General features: G+C 58.1%; 14 protein-coding genes and 2 pseudogenes. 7 read left to right on the forward strand and 9 right to left on the reverse strand.

Going from position 1 to position 15,885, the window contains the following annotated elements:
• Positions 1-65: 65 nt before the first annotated feature.
• The 8 genes and pseudogenes from I6I72_RS08185 to I6I72_RS08220 all read right to left on the reverse strand — a co-directional run.
• A pseudogene (locus I6I72_RS08185) lies at positions 66-506 on the reverse strand (IS1634 family transposase); the annotation flags it as partial.
• A gap of 88 nt (positions 507-594) precedes the next feature.
• Positions 595-1,353, reverse strand: coding sequence for an ATP-binding protein (locus tag I6I72_RS08190; RefSeq protein ID WP_201806708.1), 759 nt, complete (start codon positions 1,351-1,353; stop codon positions 595-597).
• A gap of 20 nt (positions 1,354-1,373) precedes the next feature.
• Positions 1,374-2,981: an IS21 family transposase gene (istA, locus tag I6I72_RS08195; protein WP_201806710.1), complete on the reverse strand. Its 1,608-nt coding sequence runs from the start codon at positions 2,979-2,981 to the stop codon at positions 1,374-1,376.
• Between the two features lie 155 nt (positions 2,982-3,136).
• Positions 3,137-4,264 (reverse strand): annotated as a pseudogene (locus I6I72_RS08200) (IS1634 family transposase); the annotation flags it as partial.
• Between the two features lie 195 nt (positions 4,265-4,459).
• The gene (locus I6I72_RS08205) at positions 4,460-5,011 is read right to left on the reverse strand and encodes a VanZ family protein (RefSeq protein ID WP_236592607.1); all 552 of its coding nucleotides are present in this window, start codon (positions 5,009-5,011) and stop codon (positions 4,460-4,462) included.
• A 12-nt stretch (positions 5,012-5,023) separates the two neighbouring features.
• On the reverse strand, positions 5,024-6,361 hold the full coding sequence (locus I6I72_RS08210; protein ID WP_005532196.1) for an MFS transporter: 1,338 nt from the start codon (positions 6,359-6,361) through the stop codon (positions 5,024-5,026).
• Between the two features lie 42 nt (positions 6,362-6,403).
• Positions 6,404-8,638, reverse strand: a complete 2,235-nt coding sequence (locus I6I72_RS08215) for a heavy metal translocating P-type ATPase (RefSeq protein ID WP_049146917.1) — start codon at positions 8,636-8,638, stop codon at positions 6,404-6,406.
• Positions 8,639-8,689: 51 nt separating this feature from the next.
• Positions 8,690-8,893: a heavy-metal-associated domain-containing protein gene (locus tag I6I72_RS08220; RefSeq protein WP_049064039.1), complete on the reverse strand. Its 204-nt coding sequence runs from the start codon at positions 8,891-8,893 to the stop codon at positions 8,690-8,692.
• Between the two features lie 131 nt (positions 8,894-9,024).
• Here I6I72_RS08220 and trxA point away from each other — a divergent pair, with 131 nt between their 5' ends.
• Positions 9,025-9,399 (forward strand): thioredoxin, encoded by a 375-nt coding sequence (gene trxA, locus I6I72_RS08225; RefSeq protein ID WP_005532202.1) that lies wholly within the window; start codon positions 9,025-9,027, stop codon positions 9,397-9,399.
• A gap of 107 nt (positions 9,400-9,506) precedes the next feature.
• Positions 9,507-10,250 carry a PspA/IM30 family protein gene (locus tag I6I72_RS08230; RefSeq protein WP_201806717.1) on the forward strand — a complete coding sequence of 248 codons (744 nt, stop codon included), beginning with the start codon at positions 9,507-9,509 and terminating at the stop codon, positions 10,248-10,250.
• Positions 10,251-10,371: 121 nt separating this feature from the next.
• Here the strand turns inward: I6I72_RS08230 and I6I72_RS08235 are convergent, their stop codons facing one another.
• Positions 10,372-11,631, reverse strand: coding sequence for an NYN domain-containing protein (locus I6I72_RS08235; protein WP_049146920.1), 1,260 nt, complete (start codon positions 11,629-11,631; stop codon positions 10,372-10,374).
• A 214-nt stretch (positions 11,632-11,845) separates the two neighbouring features.
• On the opposite strand from I6I72_RS08235, the gene I6I72_RS08240 reads away from it, so the two are divergent.
• From I6I72_RS08240 to I6I72_RS08260, 5 genes are all read left to right on the forward strand, one after another.
• Entirely contained in the window at positions 11,846-12,220 is a 375-nt protein-coding gene (locus tag I6I72_RS08240; RefSeq protein ID WP_034657647.1) for a GntR family transcriptional regulator, read from the forward strand.
• Positions 12,217-13,086 (forward strand): ATP-binding cassette domain-containing protein, encoded by an 870-nt coding sequence (locus tag I6I72_RS08245; RefSeq protein WP_049146922.1) that lies wholly within the window; start codon positions 12,217-12,219, stop codon positions 13,084-13,086. The genes I6I72_RS08240 and I6I72_RS08245 overlap by 4 nt, the downstream gene beginning before the upstream one ends.
• 127 nt (positions 13,087-13,213) lie before the next feature.
• Positions 13,214-14,017, forward strand: a complete 804-nt coding sequence (locus I6I72_RS08250; RefSeq protein WP_201806721.1) for a hypothetical protein — start codon at positions 13,214-13,216, stop codon at positions 14,015-14,017.
• The gene (locus I6I72_RS08255; protein ID WP_193391053.1) at positions 14,014-14,850 is read left to right on the forward strand and encodes an AAA family ATPase; all 837 of its coding nucleotides are present in this window, start codon (positions 14,014-14,016) and stop codon (positions 14,848-14,850) included. Before I6I72_RS08250 ends, I6I72_RS08255 begins: the two co-directional genes overlap by 4 nt.
• A complete protein-coding gene (locus I6I72_RS08260; RefSeq protein ID WP_049146925.1) occupies positions 14,847-15,848 on the forward strand; it encodes a hypothetical protein in 1,002 nt (333 codons plus the stop codon). Before I6I72_RS08255 ends, I6I72_RS08260 begins: the two co-directional genes overlap by 4 nt.
• Positions 15,849-15,885 lie beyond the last annotated feature (37 nt).

The raw sequence follows: 15,885 nt of genomic DNA on the forward strand, positions 1-15,885 counted from the left end.
AAGCATCACTGCATCTGGCTTCGAGAGGTCCTTGACCTTATCGGGATCACCTGACTTGGCTCAATTTAGTCAGACGGTTGGGGCAGCTTTTCGGTGAGTTCGCGGATGTCAGCGGGCAGGTCGGTTTGTGCATGGATGGTATGGCCTGCGATTTCGACGGTAAACGTCCGGTATTTCTTCAGGGTTCGCACTAATCGCTTCAACGACAGGCCCGAGGCTTGTTCCAACACGTGGCCTGTGGCCATCGCGGCCATCACAATGGTTAGGTGTGCGTGGATGGCGTCTTCTTTACGGTGATAAATCGGTCGGGCTTTCAGGTCTGATTTCGCCATTCGGAACGATTTCTCGATCGTGAACAGGCGCCGGTAGGCACCGATGACTTCCTGGGGTTTTAAGTCTGTGCGTGAGGTCTCGTATCCTTTAATCCCGGCCAGGGTTAGGTGCTTGTTGGCTAGGGTGTGGTTGACCTGCTTATTCGGGGCCTTGAGTGTCAGATGCGGGTTTTGGGTACCGGTGTTCCGGAGACCCGGTACTGCCGGGTTCCGGGTAGTTGGTACCGGGGCCGGGCCGACGGAGTCGGCCCGGCTGTTTGCTTTATTCGTCCGGTTCTATTGGGGCGGTGGCCTTGCGCATGTCGAAGTCTCCGATACGGATTCGGTGGCCGTTGTTGAGGCGGCTTACGAGTGAATCGGCTCCGACTCTGTCTGGCAGTGTTTCAACCCAGTAGGCGGCAGCTGATTGGGAGGAGATCAGTGTCGGGAGCCGACCGTCGCGGTCGAATATGATCTTGGTTAGGTCTTCTTGCCCGCGCTGGTTGATGCTGATGGTCATAAAGTCGTCGATGATAAGGACATCGACGTTGATCAGTTTCCGCATCTTATCGAGGTAGTTTTGGTCAGTCGGTGAGAAGACCGCCAGCATGTCTACAAGTTGATCCAGCTGGTAGTACGCCACGGAGTATCCAGCCTTGCACGCGGCGATGCCGATGGCGCAGGCAATGTAGGTCTTGCCTGTTCCCGTCGGGGCGAGGATGTGAATGTTGGTCGGGTTTTCCCGCCAGTTAGTTGCTGCGATTCGTTTCAGCTGGCGCATGTTGATACCGCGTTGTTCTGCCTGGGTGATTTCAGCCAGGCTTGCATCCGGGTATCGGAATTTAGCCTGGGTTATGGCCTTGGCAATGTTGCGTTGTTGGCGTTGTGTGTAGGCTTCTTCGACTGCGGCGAGGAAGATGTCTTCTGGTAGCGCATCCGCATAGGCCTCGTCGTTGACAACCTCGTAGAAGATGTCAGCGAAGGTTGATACGCGAAGCTTGCGCATTTTCGCCCGCACAATTTCGTCGTCGATGCTGCTCATGGTTTCACTCCTTATTGCTTCTAGTTTTCGTAGTGGTCAGCAGGCCGGATAAAGACGGCATCGGCCACCTCACCGGTAAGCGGGGTACTTGGGCGTGGGTGGTGCTTGGCCACAGGCTGTGGTTTTGCCCCTGGTGGCCCGGGATGTTGTTGGGCGTGGGCAATGTCAGTCTGCATGCGTTTGATCACTGCCATCGTGGGGGCCAGCTTCTTGTCTAAGACCTGCTGGCATGCCGGTTCGAGGGTGGCTTTGTTGTGCTTTTTGCCCAGGTTGGCCAGCACGTTGCGTGCCTGGATGAGTCCGCGGGGGATGGCGGCACTATTGCGGTCGAGGATCATCGCTATGACTGCGTGCGTTGCTGCCCCGAACGACGAGGCCCAGGCCAAGAGCTCATCACGGGTAAGCGCCTTGTGGCCTTCATCGTCGCCACGCGGTGCATGCTGAGGGTTGGTGGAATACCGGTATTTGAATCCGTGAAGGCGCGTGTGTTCAGCAACAAGCTGCTCCCCGTTGAAGATGCTTACTAGTTGCGGGGTGAGCCTGACTGTTACCGATTCTCCCACCAGCTGAAATGGCACTGAATAGTACTGGTAGTCACAGGTGATGTGCCAATTGCGGTCGACTTTAAGCCGCTTATAAGACACTTCCGTAAACGGCGTCGGCGGCAGATCCCGCATCATTGGTGCCTCTTCTTTATCAAAGCGCATGCGCCGTGTTGAGCCATCAGGCCGCGTCATTGCGCTGTTGATATCGGCAAGACGGCAAGCGATCGCCTCATTAAGCTCATCGAGATTGTAGAAGACCTCGTTGCTGAAGTACCCGAGTATTTTGGTGTAGGCGATTTTCACAGCACGTTCTACTGCCGCTTTGTCGCGTGGCCTGCCGGGCCGAGTCGGCACGATCGTGACCCCGTAATAGTCGGCAAACGCTGCGTAGCGGTCAGTGACCATCCGGTAGCCTGAATGCTTCCTCGGCCGGTAGGTCGCCGTAGAAGCATTATCTGGCACGATGACTGCTGGTACTTTGCCAAGATAGTTCAACGCTTTGACGTGGCACTCAATCCACGCCGGCATCTTCTCGTTCGCAGCGGCCGTGACGTACATCAGCCCTGAGTATGGGCTGACCGCGACAAACAATGACGCCTTGAATGCGGTATCACCACTGGCCTGATCCGTCACTGGCACTTTGTCACCGGCCCAGTCAACGTAAAGCTCTTGGCCTGGCTCATGGGTGATAACTTCAACGAGATCATTGGCACGCAGAAACTCATTGAGCCCACTGCAGAACTGGGAGTACTGGTACTTTGTCTTGTCCGTCGGACACGGCTGCGATAAGTAGTCCATCCACAGCTTATGCCTGGTCACATGCTTTGTACTTTTCAGCTTGCGTGCAAGAGCGTGAAAATCAGGCTGGTCGTAGGACATCGTCCGTTTACTCCGGCCGTCGCTGAATCGATCATCGAACCATCCCGGTGGAAGTTGACGGAAACGCTCTGGAGTTAGTGCCTCATCGTTGATGACTTTCTTTGCGCGGGATACTTCTCGTCGTGAACATCCCAATGCGTGTGTGATCTGCGCGTAGCTAGCACCATCGAGGCACATCGCGATGATCTGTTTGAAGTTGGCCACAAGGACCAGCTCCTTCCAAGTAGATGTTGACGCAACACCAGCGGATCGTGGTGCCGCCAACATCAACTATGAAAGAAAACCCCCTTGCAGTACCGGGTACGTGGAACCCCGGTACCAACTACGCGGACTCGCGGTACCAACTACCCCAAATCGACAGCCTTGAGGTTGACGTATCGATTCCGCTTGACGGGTATCTTTCCGTCAACAGCACGCTGGGCTTTATCTAGTTGTTCGCCGATGCCGCGCCTTGTGCGCCGAGCCCTATCGTAGGAATACTGGTAATAGGTCACTGCCTGCGGTTTGCCGCTGGTGCGGCGTTTGTCGCTGTGGTGACGGTGGGTCCAGATGTGTCCGTCTTCGTAGTCGGTGTAGCTGCGCCCTTCCGCTGCATCTAGCCAGGCTTTAATTGGTTCTGGGATTTCGCGTTCTTTCGTGCCCAGAATGTAGTCCAACCCGGCATCGATAATCGCGGTCTTGTTGGCGGCTGAAAACATGCCAGCATCAGCAACAATCGTGATGTCGTCAAGGTGGTAGGCGTCTTTAAGACGCAGGATCATTGGCAACATGGTGTGCATTTCAGCACGATTGCCTTCAAACGCGCCGATCGCCAAGGGCAAGCCGGTGGAGTCGGTGAGCATCCCGACAGTGATCTGGGGTTCGAGTCGGCGTTCTTTACTAAACCCGGGTTTGCGTAGCTCGTCGGGCACGTCAGTTTCAAAATACAAGGTTGTCACATCGTAGAGAACCATCACACCAGGACCAATGGCCGCGTGTGTGGCTAGCGCGTGGGTTATCTGGTCGCGGAAGTCTTTGTCGGCATACCGCGGAAGGTAGCGCTTTATAGTCGCGTATGAAGCCGAGGCCACGCCGACTTCTGCCAGAGTTTCAATGGAATCAAACTTGGAACCCGGCGAGATAATACGGGCTTGGACCAGGTTGAAAAACACCCCATCCTTGCCGCTTGCCGTATCCAGGCCAAGGAGTTGGAAGGCCCCGCGAATCGCGTCCAGGAGAAGACCTGCGCGTTCACCGGATACCGTGACGGGATTATCAACCGTGCCTGTTCCAGACACAGCAACCGCAGAAGGCAACACTTTGAGGTCAAGTGAAATTTGCTCGCCATCGACAAACCGCTGAGCCTTGACCATCAGCGCTGCGAGATCGTGGTCGGTATGGGCGGAGCCGACGTGTTCGATTTCAGGTTTGCGGTTGCGGTACCGCCAGATGATTTGAACAGCGGTCGCACCCGACGCCGTCGGGACCCGGCGGATACTCGGTGACATATTCAACAGCCTACCGGCACCCCCACCGCTACCCGCTTAGTCAGACAAAACCCGCACTCTGATACCCAACCCCACAGGCAGAAACGTCAATATGAACTACAACACACCAAAATGAGCCAAGTCAGGTTTCATGGGCCAATCCCGCTGGCCTCCAGTGGCAGCAGGCACGGCGAAACATCCTTGAGCAGGTTGGAATCAAGTCTTAGGCACCGGGGCGTCGTCAAGCATCACTGCATCTGGCTTCGAGAGGTCCTTGACCTTATCGGGATCACCGAGGCGCGGGCCGAGGGCAACCAGCACCACGAAAATCACGGTCACAGCGATCGCCAGCCAGTGCCACACTGCATCGAATCTGCGGCCAAGGCGCTGTGCTAGACAAGCACCAAACCACGCGCCAAGCGTGTTAAAGAACAAGTCATCAATGTCAGTGCGCCCCAACGCGAAGACATACTGGATGGTTTCCACCAACACCGAGAAAGCCAAACCCCAGAGCGTGGCCGCACGCTTGGACCGCAGCTGCACAAAAAGCAGAACGCCCAGCGGGACAAAGAATGCGAAGTTGCCGCCGTATTCAAACAGCGGCTTGAACCAGCTGCCGGAGAACAAGTCATCCAGCGGAATCCAGCGAATATCGCGGGCCCGCTGTTTTTCCGGCTTCCAAAGGTAGCCAATCTGGAAGAAGGCCTTGAGAGTGGTCAACGAAACAATGACGGCGCAATAGCCGCCAAGGGTTAGCGTCGAACGCATTCTGTGGGGCATCTACTTAAGTACCTTTCCGCGTTGCTCCGGTAGTACAAAGGCGGCGGCTGCCGCAATTGCGAACGCAGCGGCAAAGAGGATGAACAGCCAGTGTGCGCCCGCACCAGCCAGGATAACCGGAACGATAAGCGGCGCGATGATGGAGGCCAAGCGGCCAAAGCCCGCAGCGGCACCCGTGCCAGCTCCGCGCAGGTGGGTGGGGTAGAGCTCTGGGCCGATTGCGTAGAGTGCGCCCCACGCACCGAGGTTAAAGAAGGAAAGCAGGCAACCAGCAATCAAAATGAGCGCGGTGGAGTCCGCAAAGCCGTATAGGCCGGCGGCGCACGCGGAGCCCACGAGGAAAGCGGCCAGCGTAGGGCGGCGGCCCCAAGTCTCAATCAGCCAGGCCGCTGCCGCGTAGCCCGGAAGCTGCGCCAGCGTGATGATGAGCGTGAAGCTGAAGGACTTCACCAGGGTAAATCCATCGGCAACGAGCAGCGACGGAATCCAGATGAAGGCGCCGTAGTAGCTTAAGTTCACACAGAACCAGATGGTCCACAACGCCGCGGTACGCCCGCGCAGAGAGCGCGACCAAATGCTGCCGGAGGTGACATCTTCCTCGGCATAAGTGGGTGCCGCAGCGTTTTCTGGCAGTTCCTTGCCCTCGGCTGCGGCCTCAGCTTCGAAGGAGGCCACGATGTCCTCTGCCTCCGCGTGCTTGCCCTTGGATTCCAAGAATCGCACGGACTCCGGCAGCTTCATGCGCACGAAGAGGGCATAGAAGGCCGGGACCATGCCAAGTGCCAGCGCCCAACGCCAGCCGCTTGCCGATACCCCGACTACAAAGGTGCCGATGACCGCTGCCAGGATCCAGCCCACGGCCCAGAATGCCTCCAGCAGCACAACCATGCGGCCGCGTACCTTGACCGGTGAGAATTCCGAAATCAGCGTCGATGCAACGGGTAGCTCCGCGCCCAAGCCCAGGCCCACGATGAAACGCAGCACCAAGAGCATAGCTAGTCCCGTCGAGAGCGCTGAGGCTCCCGTGGCCAGACCATAGACCAGAAGGGTCAGCGCGAAGACGTGGCGACGGCCGAGCTTATCGGCAAGCAAGCCGCCGAAAGTGGCGCCAAGCGCCATGCCGACGAATCCGATTGAGGCCAGCCAAGAGGATTGAGTCGGTGTGATTCCCCAATGCACCGCGAGTGCGGCCATGATGAAAGAGATGAGGCCGACGTCCATAGCGTCGAGCGCCCAACCGATTCCGGAGCCCACTAGCAGGCGTTTGTGCTTGCCGGTGACAGGAAGACGGTCTAGGCGCTCGTTTCGAGATAGCGTGTTACTTTTGAGATCGGGCATGCTTTGGGATTGTAAGTCCAATTTCCCCTGTGCACTGCGTTTTTATGCGGTGGGCTGGAAAGTCCTTAGTCGCAGTGAATTACTTACAACAAAAACCGAACTAAAGGCCATCGCAATACCCGCAAACAGGGGGTTAAGTAGCCCGATTGCCGCGACTGGAATGAGTATGACATTGTAGGCGAATGCCCAGAATAGGTTGCCCTTGATGATGCGCAGAGTACGGCGCGAGAGTCGGATGGCGTCGGCAGCAGAGCGTAGATCATCGTTCATCAGCGTTATGTCGGAAGCCTCGATGGCCACGTCGGTACCTGCGCCCATGGCCAGGCCCAAATCTGCTTGGGCGAGTGCGGCGGCGTCATTCACGCCGTCACCCACCATGGCAACGTTGCAGCCCGAGCTTTGGAGCTGCTTGACGACGTCCACCTTTTCCTCCGGAAGCACGCCCGCAGTGACGTTTTCTGGGTCGATGCCCACGGCCTGCGCCACGGCCTGCGCGGCGCTTTCGTTGTCGCCGGTCAGCAGGTGTGGGACAAGCCCCAGCTCCTTCAGCTGGGCCACGGCCGCAGCGGAGGATTCCTTGACGGTGTCGCGGACATCGATGATGCCGATGAGGGCGTCGGCAGCGTAGACGGCAACCGGGGTTCCGCCCTCTGCTTCGGCAGCGCGGAATGCCTCGCTAAGGCTGCCCAGCTCGCCCTCGACGCGTCCGACACGGATGCGCTGCCCCTCGACCGTGCCCTCGACGCCACGGCCTGCCACGGAGACAAAGTCGGAGGCGGGCGTTACGTCGCTAGCAGCATGCACGATGGCCTTGGCGATGGGGTGCTCGGATCCCGCTTCTACCGCCGCGGCGAGCTTGAGAACCTGAGTGGCGTCCTGGTCACTGGTTTGTGCGGCGTGCACGCCAGCAACCGACATCTTGCCTTCGGTGATGGTGCCGGTCTTGTCCAGGACGATGGTGTCCACCTGCTTGGTGGATTCCAGGATCTCCGGGCCCTTGATGAGCAAGCCCAGCTGAGCGCCGCGGCCGGTGCCCACCAGGATCGCAGTAGGCGTGGCCAAACCCATTGCACACGGGCAAGCAATGATCAGCACGGCGACAGCAGCGACGAAGGCCGGGGCGGTGGCGGCGGCGCCACCGATGATGAGGTGTGCGATGAGCGTGAGTACGGAGATCGCGATGACGATGGGGACGAAGACCTGCGCGATCTTGTCCACGAGGCGCTGCACGGGGGCCTTTGACGCCTGTGCCTCGGTGACTAGCTTGGCCATCTGAGCCAAGGTGGTGTCCGCACCCACCTTGGTGGCGCGTACCTCTAGGCGGCCGGAGGAATTGATGGTGGCGCCGGTGACATGGTCGCCTTCCTTGACCTCAACCGGCACGGATTCTCCGGTGAGCATCGATTCATCCACAGCCGAGGCTCCGGCATTGACGACGCCGTCCGTGGCAATCTTTTCACCTGGGCGGACGACAAACACGTCGCCTACCTTGAGGTCCTTGATGGGCACGCGCTTCTCTGCGCCGTCGACAAGCAGCGTAGCGTCCTTGGCTCCCATCCCCAGAAGCGTGCGCAGTGCCTCTGAAGACTGGCCCTTTGCCTTGACCTCAAACCAGCGGCCGAGCAGCAAGAACGTGATGACCATGCCTACCGACTCCAGGTAGATGTGGTCCATCTCAGCATTGTTGGATACGAGCTCCATGTGCATCTTCATGCCCGGATGGCCGGCGTGGCCGAAGAACATGGCGTAGAGCGACCAGAAGTAGGCCGCGGTGGTGCCCATGGTGATGAGCGTGTCCATGGTAAACGAGCCGTGCTTGAGGTTCGCCCAGGTGGCCTCGTGGAAGGGGGCGCCGCCGAAGATGTAGACGATGGTGGCCAAAATAGCTGCAGCCCACTGCCAGTTGGTGAACTGGAGGGCCGGCAGCATGGAGACCACCATGATCGGCGTGGAAATCGCGGCAGAGATAATCGTGCGGCGCAGCAGGTCCTTGGCCTCCTGCGCGCGGGCCTCGTCCACCGGATTGGCAGTCTCTTCGGAATCCGCCTCTTGCTCTTCCGTCATTGCGAAGGCGTCGTAGCCTGCGCCCCGCACAACCTCGATGAGGGAGTCGGGGGTGGAAGTGGAAGGGTCGTATTCAATTGAGGCGGACTCCGTGGCAAAGTTCACGGTGGCCTCAACTCCATCGACCTTGTTGAGCTTGCGTTCGACGCGGGACGAGCACGAGGTGCACGTCATGCCGGAAACGCCGAGATCGAGGTGGACGAGGTTAGTCATGGGAAGTGATCGCTTCTTTATGCGAGTTGGGGATTTGGATGGTTGTGGCGCTTATGCCTTGAGGTTGTAACCAGCCTCTTTAACGGCGGCGGCAACCTGCTCGTCGCTGAAGCCTTCGCCCTCAACGGTGACTGCGCCGGTGGTGTGGTCAGCGGTGACCTCGTGGACGCCGGTGATCTCGCCGACCTCTTCCTTGACGGACATCTCGCAGTGGCCGCAGGTCATGCCCTCGACGGTGTAGTGCTTGACTGCCATGATTCGTTTCCTTTCTTTGAGTACACCCTGAGCCTATACCCCCCTGGGGTATCACGCAATGAATTGCCAAGGAATAACTCAGGCTCATGTACCGTTGATAGGAAAGACCCCGAAAAAGAGGAGAGATTTATATGGCAACGATCGACGTAACCGAAGAGACTTTTGAGCAGACCGTTAGCGGTGAGGGCATTACCCTCGTAGACGCTTGGGCCGATTGGTGCGGACCTTGTAAGCGTTTTGCCCCTGTTTATGAAAAGGCCTCTGAGCAGCACACGGATGCAACGTTTGCCAAGCTCGACACCGAAGCTAACCAAGGCCTGGCTGCTGCACTGCAGATCCAGTCCATTCCAACCCTGATGATTTTCCGCGACGGAATCATGGTCTTCCGTGAGGCTGGTGCACTACCGCCGGCAGCACTTGAGGATCTTATTACCCAGGTTAAGGGGCTCGACATGGATGATGTTCGCCGCCAGGTTGAGGAGCAGAACGCTCAGACCAACGGCTAAAGATTTTTTCTTTCGCCCCCGGCGCTTTCCAGTGAGTCCCGCTAAACTCGCTAGAAAGCGTCTTTTTCATGGGACCACGTTACTTAAGCGATCAAGGAGTTAGTTCAATGGCGAATCCATTCAGCAAGGGCTGGAAGTACGTAATGTCCTCTTTCGACCAGAAGATCGACGAGAACGCGGATCCTAAGGTCCAAATTCAGCAGGCCGTGGAGGGCGCCAAGGAACAGCACCGCCAAATTTCAGAGCATGCTGCGGAGATTATTGGACGCAAGAACCAGCTCGAGCTGCAGATTAACCGTCTCCTGAAGTCCCAGGAGGATTACCAAAACCAAACTCGCCGTGCCCTTGAGCTAGCGGATAAAGCGGAGGACCCGCAGGCCGCTTCTGAGTACAACCAGGCCGCTGAGGTCGTGGCTTCCCAACTTGTTGCTGTGGAGCAGGAGCTTGCTGATCTCAAGACCCAGCACGCGGCTGCCTCGCAGGCGGCTGAGCAGGCAAAGGCTCAACAGCGGCAGTCCGAGGCTCGCCTCAAGGAGCAGTTGGCGCAGGTGGATGAGCTGCTAGCACAGGCCGATCAGGCCGCGATGCAAGAGCAGAACGCCAAGGTTATGGACTCGATGAACGAGCTTAAGCCGGATGGCTCCACACCGACCCTCGATTCGGTGCGCGCCAAGATTGAAAAGCGCTACACCGACGCTCTCGGTGCGCAAGAGCTACATCAGCTCTCGGACGGCGACCGCATCCAGGAAATCACTGCCGCTGGCAACGACTTGAAGGCCGCGTCCCGCCTGGACGAGATCCGTGCGGAGATGGCAAAGCAGAAGGAGCTCGACTCCGGCGAGCAGAAGTAAGCTGCAGTAAAGCTAAGCTGCGCTAGTCAAAAGAAATAAGGAGGCAAGCCCCCCATGAGGGCCGACCTCCTTTTTGTTTGCCGCTTTGAGACTCACTACGTTCTTGTGGACTCTTGCGGCTCTAGCTTTCGTTGCGGCGAACGGTGATGAGGACACCGCGGATGCCGGAGTGGAAGCCGTCGCGCAGGTTGACGCGCTGGGATTCGGTCAGCGTGTACTCGTGCAGAGTCTCACAGGCGAATTGCAGCAGCGGACGGTCGATCTCAGGCGGAAGTCCACCGCCGGAGAGCAGGTGGGCCTGGTCGCGCTGTTCCGCGCTAGCCGCGTTCTCGAACCACCAGGACGCATACTGCTGGCCGACGTCGAAAGGTGACTGGAATCCTGCAGAAGTCCAGACCTCCTCGGGAAGCGGCACGTACTTTGAGCGCAGCTTGCGACGAGGCGCCATCATCGACGGCTTTGGCGCGGCCGGCTTTGGGGAGCCAGACTCGGCTGCAGCGTCGGATGCACCTGACGAAGGCTTCTCAGGGGTCGACGTGCCGTTAGAGCCCTGCGTGTCACCTGCGGAAACGGGGGCGGGAGTCTTGGCGATCTCGGCTGAGCCGTTTTCAGTGGAATCGGCCCCGCCATCCTTGGATGCCTGCGGAGCGGTGCCTGCTGCAAGGTCGGCGGGAGATGGGGAGGAAGAGCCCGGTGATGCGGCTGGCTTCGGCTTTGGTGCGGAGGCGAATGCTGCCTCCGCTTCGGAGGGCTCGGCGCACTCGTCGTGCTGGGGCAGTTCTGGCAGCTCATCGTGGCCGTTGTGCGGTTCCCGAATGGTCGGCGGCAGTGGGCCTTCCAGAACCTGCAGCTCCATTGCGTCGGCGAAATCTTCGCGCGGATCGAGAATGGTCGTGGTGTCGCAAGCGTGGCGCAGTGCGGAGGACATGGAGTCCCAGCCAAAGCCGTAGAGGTGCACGCGCACGCCCGCGTTTACGGCTTCTTGTACGCCCGGGATCATGTCGGCGTCACCGGAAACCAAAACAAAGTCGGTGACCTGCTGCTTCATTGCAGCGAGAATCATGTCGGCAACGAGGCGGGTATCGACTGCCTTTTGGGTGCGGCGCTCGCCCCATTCGATGAGCTGGCCGGTGCGAAGCTGCACGCCATCACAGGTGCGCAGTGCGCGCTGGTAGCGGTGTGGGCCGGTGTCAGGGATTCCGTCGTACCAGTACTGGCGGTGGATGCGGTTTCCGAGCTGGTTTTCCACCATGGAACCGAGATTATTTACGACCTCTGGGAGGTCTATTTCTAGTTGCGCGCGAGCTCCGGTTTCCCATGAGTTATAAAAGCTCGCAAGCAGGTAAGACGTGTCAACGAAGACAAGTGTTCGTTCAAGCATGGCTCCTAAGTTCCGTTTCTAATAGTTCTAACTAAATTTGCTTTGGTTTCCAGTGTGCCCCATTAGTCACTAAACGTCGATGTCTTCGAGGAAACTGGCAGGTCAGGAGGCCTAGAAAAGTTTTGCTCTTGCGCGAATCTAAAATCTGAGGTACTTGTTCGGTTAGTTAGTTGAGTAACTGACCCATCGAGTAAGCGAGGAGGTGCAGGCGTACATGGATAACTCAACGCAGCCGTTGTTCAGACAGATCGCCGCGCTAATTGAGGACTCCATCGTGGAAGGTGGCCTGGAAGAAGGGGCGCAGGCGCCTTCGACGAATGAGCTAGCTGCCTTCCACAACATCAACCCCGCCACGGCGCGAAAGGGGATTGCTTTGTTGACTGAACTCGGAATTCTAGAAAAACGCCGCGGCATCGGCATGTTCGTGGCGGCCGGCGCTACCAAAAGAATCCGCCAGCGGCGCCGCAATGACTTCGCCGCCGAATACGTCGCCCCGCTCGTCGATGAGGCCGTCCGCCTTGGGTATACGCGCGAGCAATTACAAGAACTTGTCCACCGTGTCGCAGAAAGCAGAGGACTCTACTCATGACCGCACACACCGCGAACACCGCAAACGCTGCAATTACCGCAAACACCGTTGCAACCGCGCAGGGGGTTTCCAAGTCTTTCTCCCGCAAGACTGTCCTGGACGGCGTCAATATTCAGCTAGCGGAAGGCCGCATCTACGGGCTCGTTGGCCGCAACGGCACAGGCAAGTCCACTCTGCTTTCGCTGCTGGCCGGACAGGCGCGTTACAAGGGAAAAATTGAGGTATTCGGGCAAGCGCCTTTCGATAACGCCGAGGTGATGGACCAGGTGGTTTTCGCTGGCGTGGACACCGCCTACCCGCGTTCCTGGAAGTTTGGCGCGATTGTGAAGGTTGCAGCCCAGCGCTACCCCCACTGGCAGCAGGAGGTGGCGGAGCATCTCATCGAGGTCTTCAGCCTCGATCTGAGCACGCGCCATGGCTCGGCTTCCCGCGGCCAGCGTTCCATGCTGGCCATTGTCATTGCTCTTGCGGCGCGTGCGCCGCTAACTCTGCTGGATGAGCCTTACCTGGGTCTCGATGCCTATAACCATGAGGCCTTCTATCGTGAGCTCCTCGCTGAGCTGGAGGCCCATCCGCGCACGGTGGTGTTGGCGACCCACGATCTGCACGCAACTTCGCAAGTGGTCGACAGCTACCTAGTGCTGCGCGACGGCGTTGTTCGCACTTTTGATGCCGCCCTGCTTGACGACGCCCTCGTTGAAGTCGCCGTTACCGGGTCCCTACCCGCAGAGCTGGAAGAGGCGGCGCTCGCTAAGGAGACCGTAGGTGGCAATACCCGCGTCATCGTGGAGCGCGGCGTCGCCCAAGGCAAGCCGGTCAACTTGGAAGACGCAGTGAAGCTCGCGATGGGAGGGCTCGATGTTTAAACCCATGTTTAGCCTGTTTTGGCACCACATCACCGACTATTGGTGGCGCTGTCTCGCCGCGGTGGTACTGATTGTAGTTTTTTCCTCGGCGCGGTTCTGGACAGACTTCCCCCTAGTTTCGCAGGTTATGTACTCGTGCTTGGGTCTCAATTTGGCCGTTGCACTCTTGGTCCCTTTTCCGGCATTCAAGGCCTTTGGCTACCGGCGCGCGGATTTCCTTCGTTTGAATATTCCCCTCGCGGTGCTCGTGGTCGGAGTCATTGCCGTGTTCAATATTGGTGTTATCCCACTGCCGCAAGCGCTGGGAATCACCGGGCTAGTCGCACTTTTCGTCGTTTGGTATTTATACAAGCAAATCCGTGATAAAGATCGTGAGCGCAAGCGCACCGCCGTTAAAGATTCGAAGGGCTCGCGGTGGAAAGTCATACTATCCACTGCCGTCATCGTTGGCGGCCTGCTCTTCGCTTGGCAGAAGTTGCTCCCCGGCGTATTCCCTTCAGTGCGGGATCCATTTATTTGGGCAATTCCCGTCCTCTTTGGCGCCCTTGGTAGCAGCTGGATCTTTGGCGACTCCCTTTACATGTGGCAGGCATTCGGGCGCACGCGCCGCTCCTGGCGCCGCCACAACCTAGGCACGGGCTTGCTCGGTTTGGTGTGCGTGCTTGCACTAAGTGGGCTGCTTGCGCCCGCGGATCTCTTCGTGAATGTAGGACTTTATGTCCTGTTCTTTGTGTTGTGCAATGCGAGTTTGTGGTTGGGCCTCGTTGGAGTGATAGGAGGAATGAGCCTTCTCGGGTTTATTCGGGGCGTGGAAATGTCGCAGCCTACCGGCGCGATCGTATGCGTAGTCTGCATCGTCCTTGTTTTGCCCGTTCATTACTTTTACCCGCTGTACGCAAATACCCAACGTATCCCGGAGTGGTCGAAATGATTAAAGCCGAAAACCTAGCTATGCAAAATGCTCCGGCGCTGTCTTTCGCGCTCGAAGATAACCTGACCCACGGCCTGGTGGGTCCCAATGGAGTGGGCAAGACGACGCTGCTGCGCATGATCGCAGGCCAGCTCAAGTCGGAGGGGTTGAAAGTCTTTGGGGAGCGTCCCTTTGACAACCAGAAGATCATGGATCGCATCATCCTGATGGGCATTGATAACCCGCTTTTCGATGGCTGGAACGTAGACAAGCTCTTCCGCATTGGTAAGGCGCGGTGGAAGACTTGGAACCAGGAGCGGGCTGAAGAACTTGCCGCGCAATTTACGATCCCGAAGAAGAACTACTCCGGCTTGTCCCGCGGTCAGAAGTCCGCGATGGGCTTTATCTTCGCCGTAGCTTCCGGCTGCGAGTTGATGCTGCTGGATGAGCCCTACCTGGGCCTCGATGTCGATAAGCGTCAGCGCTTTCTTGAGGTCCTCCGGGAGGAACAGGGCAAACGCACGATTGTGGTGTCCACCCATCATCTCGATGAGATTGAGGGCTACCTCGACACGGTGCTTTTGCTTGGCGAAGCCCCCTTGTCTGGCCCCATTGAAAGCCTCGTCGACTGCATCGTGGCGGTGACGGGCCCTGCGGAACAAGTAGATAGGGCACTGGGGCGCCTTCAGTTGCCGGTATTGGCCCGCCATTCCTCGGTCCACGCAGAGCGTGTGCTTATCGACGCCCGCCCCAACTTCGCCGAGTGCGTCTTCGATCAGGCGGCAGAATTCGGGCTACGCGCGCAGGAAGTCACCCTGGAAGAGGCGGTGTTGGCGCTAGGAGGTGCCCAGTGAAGCTTTTCTTTAACACGCTGAATTGGGGAAACTTGCTGCTGTCGATTTTCTTGCTTTGTGGAGTCTTCCTGGCGGGACGCGCCGGTAATGCGGTTATTGCGAGTTTCGTGCTCGTCGCTCTGTGGGCCGGTATTTTTGCTGCCGCCCCACACGAAAACAAAGCGCAGCCATTAGGGCTTAACACGGCCACTAAAACTCGATACGGTCGCATCGCAGCGCTTTTGCCAGCTGTGATTGCTGGCATTTTGACCATCTATCTGCGTTGGTGGATTGCGATCGCTATTACGGTGCTAATCCTCGCGTGGAAGCTGATCCGTTGGAAAGCCGAAGCCAAAACTATGACGGTCGAAGACCTTCTAACGGATACGCCAGGCAACGATAGCTTTGGGCGCTTCCCAGTAAGCCTTGAAGGTCAGTTGGTCTACCGCCCGTTGGTTCGCGGTTGGCTTATCGGCTGGGTGGTTCTGTGTATCGCAGCGGTGGCGAACGCCTTCATCAGCAACATATGGCCTGAGAACGGACCGAATATAGGAAACATGCTGATGACAATGGCCATCTTGGCCATGACGACGACCTGTGTGCAACACCTTGATTCTTTGGCCAACTTCGTCACGCTTGGCGGCAGTCAAAGTACTTGGGCGCGACACGTCATTATCGCAAGCTTGGTCAGTCCGGCGGCGAGCCTCCTTGGCGTTGGGCTTAGCTGGCTGATTGTGGGTGAGCCTATTTGGTTCATTGCAGCATTCGGCTTCCTGGTGCCCGCACTCGTTGTCTCAGTTGAATTGTGTTCGTGGAAGACCGTCTACATGCCGGTGCTGATTGCCGCTGCAACGGTAGCCATCTTCGAGTTGCGAATGGAGGAGATGCTCGACGGGTTGCCGATGATGCTCGCGGCGGCCGTTACGTACGTGCTGTGGGCGGTGCTGCTGCCCGTTAACGTGCGACGAGTGAATCCATACGCTTCAGGACTGAAAAAGTGGTTAGGCATAAGAGGCTAAAAAGATGCAATCACCAGCGGATTTGTGAAGTTTCAAA

Origin of the sequence: Corynebacterium striatum, assembly GCF_016728105.1 — a bacterium.
Lineage (GTDB): Bacteria > Actinomycetota > Actinomycetes > Mycobacteriales > Mycobacteriaceae > Corynebacterium > Corynebacterium striatum.

What these genes read in the sequence shown, in the direction of transcription:
- I6I72_RS08205 (WP_236592607.1), bottom strand. Translation starts at nt 5,011, where the DNA reads ATGCGTTCGACGCTAACCCTTGGCGGCTATTGCGCCGTCATTGTTTCG.
- I6I72_RS08230 (WP_201806717.1), top strand. Translation starts at nt 9,507, where the DNA reads ATGGCGAATCCATTCAGCAAGGGCTGGAAGTACGTAATGTCCTCTTTC.
- I6I72_RS08190 (WP_201806708.1), bottom strand. Translation starts at nt 1,353, where the DNA reads ATGAGCAGCATCGACGACGAAATTGTGCGGGCGAAAATGCGCAAGCTT.
- I6I72_RS08220 (WP_049064039.1), bottom strand. Translation starts at nt 8,893, where the DNA reads ATGGCAGTCAAGCACTACACCGTCGAGGGCATGACCTGCGGCCACTGC.
- I6I72_RS08255 (WP_193391053.1), top strand. Translation starts at nt 14,014, where the DNA reads ATGATTAAAGCCGAAAACCTAGCTATGCAAAATGCTCCGGCGCTGTCT.
- I6I72_RS08245 (WP_049146922.1), top strand. Translation starts at nt 12,217, where the DNA reads ATGACCGCACACACCGCGAACACCGCAAACGCTGCAATTACCGCAAAC.
- trxA (WP_005532202.1), top strand. Translation starts at nt 9,025, where the DNA reads ATGGCAACGATCGACGTAACCGAAGAGACTTTTGAGCAGACCGTTAGC.
- I6I72_RS08215 (WP_049146917.1), bottom strand. Translation starts at nt 8,638, where the DNA reads ATGACTAACCTCGTCCACCTCGATCTCGGCGTTTCCGGCATGACGTGC.
- I6I72_RS08250 (WP_201806721.1), top strand. Translation starts at nt 13,214, where the DNA reads ATGTACTCGTGCTTGGGTCTCAATTTGGCCGTTGCACTCTTGGTCCCT.
- I6I72_RS08235 (WP_049146920.1), bottom strand. Translation starts at nt 11,631, where the DNA reads ATGCTTGAACGAACACTTGTCTTCGTTGACACGTCTTACCTGCTTGCG.
- I6I72_RS08240 (WP_034657647.1), top strand. Translation starts at nt 11,846, where the DNA reads ATGGATAACTCAACGCAGCCGTTGTTCAGACAGATCGCCGCGCTAATT.
- I6I72_RS08210 (WP_005532196.1), bottom strand. Translation starts at nt 6,361, where the DNA reads ATGCCCGATCTCAAAAGTAACACGCTATCTCGAAACGAGCGCCTAGAC.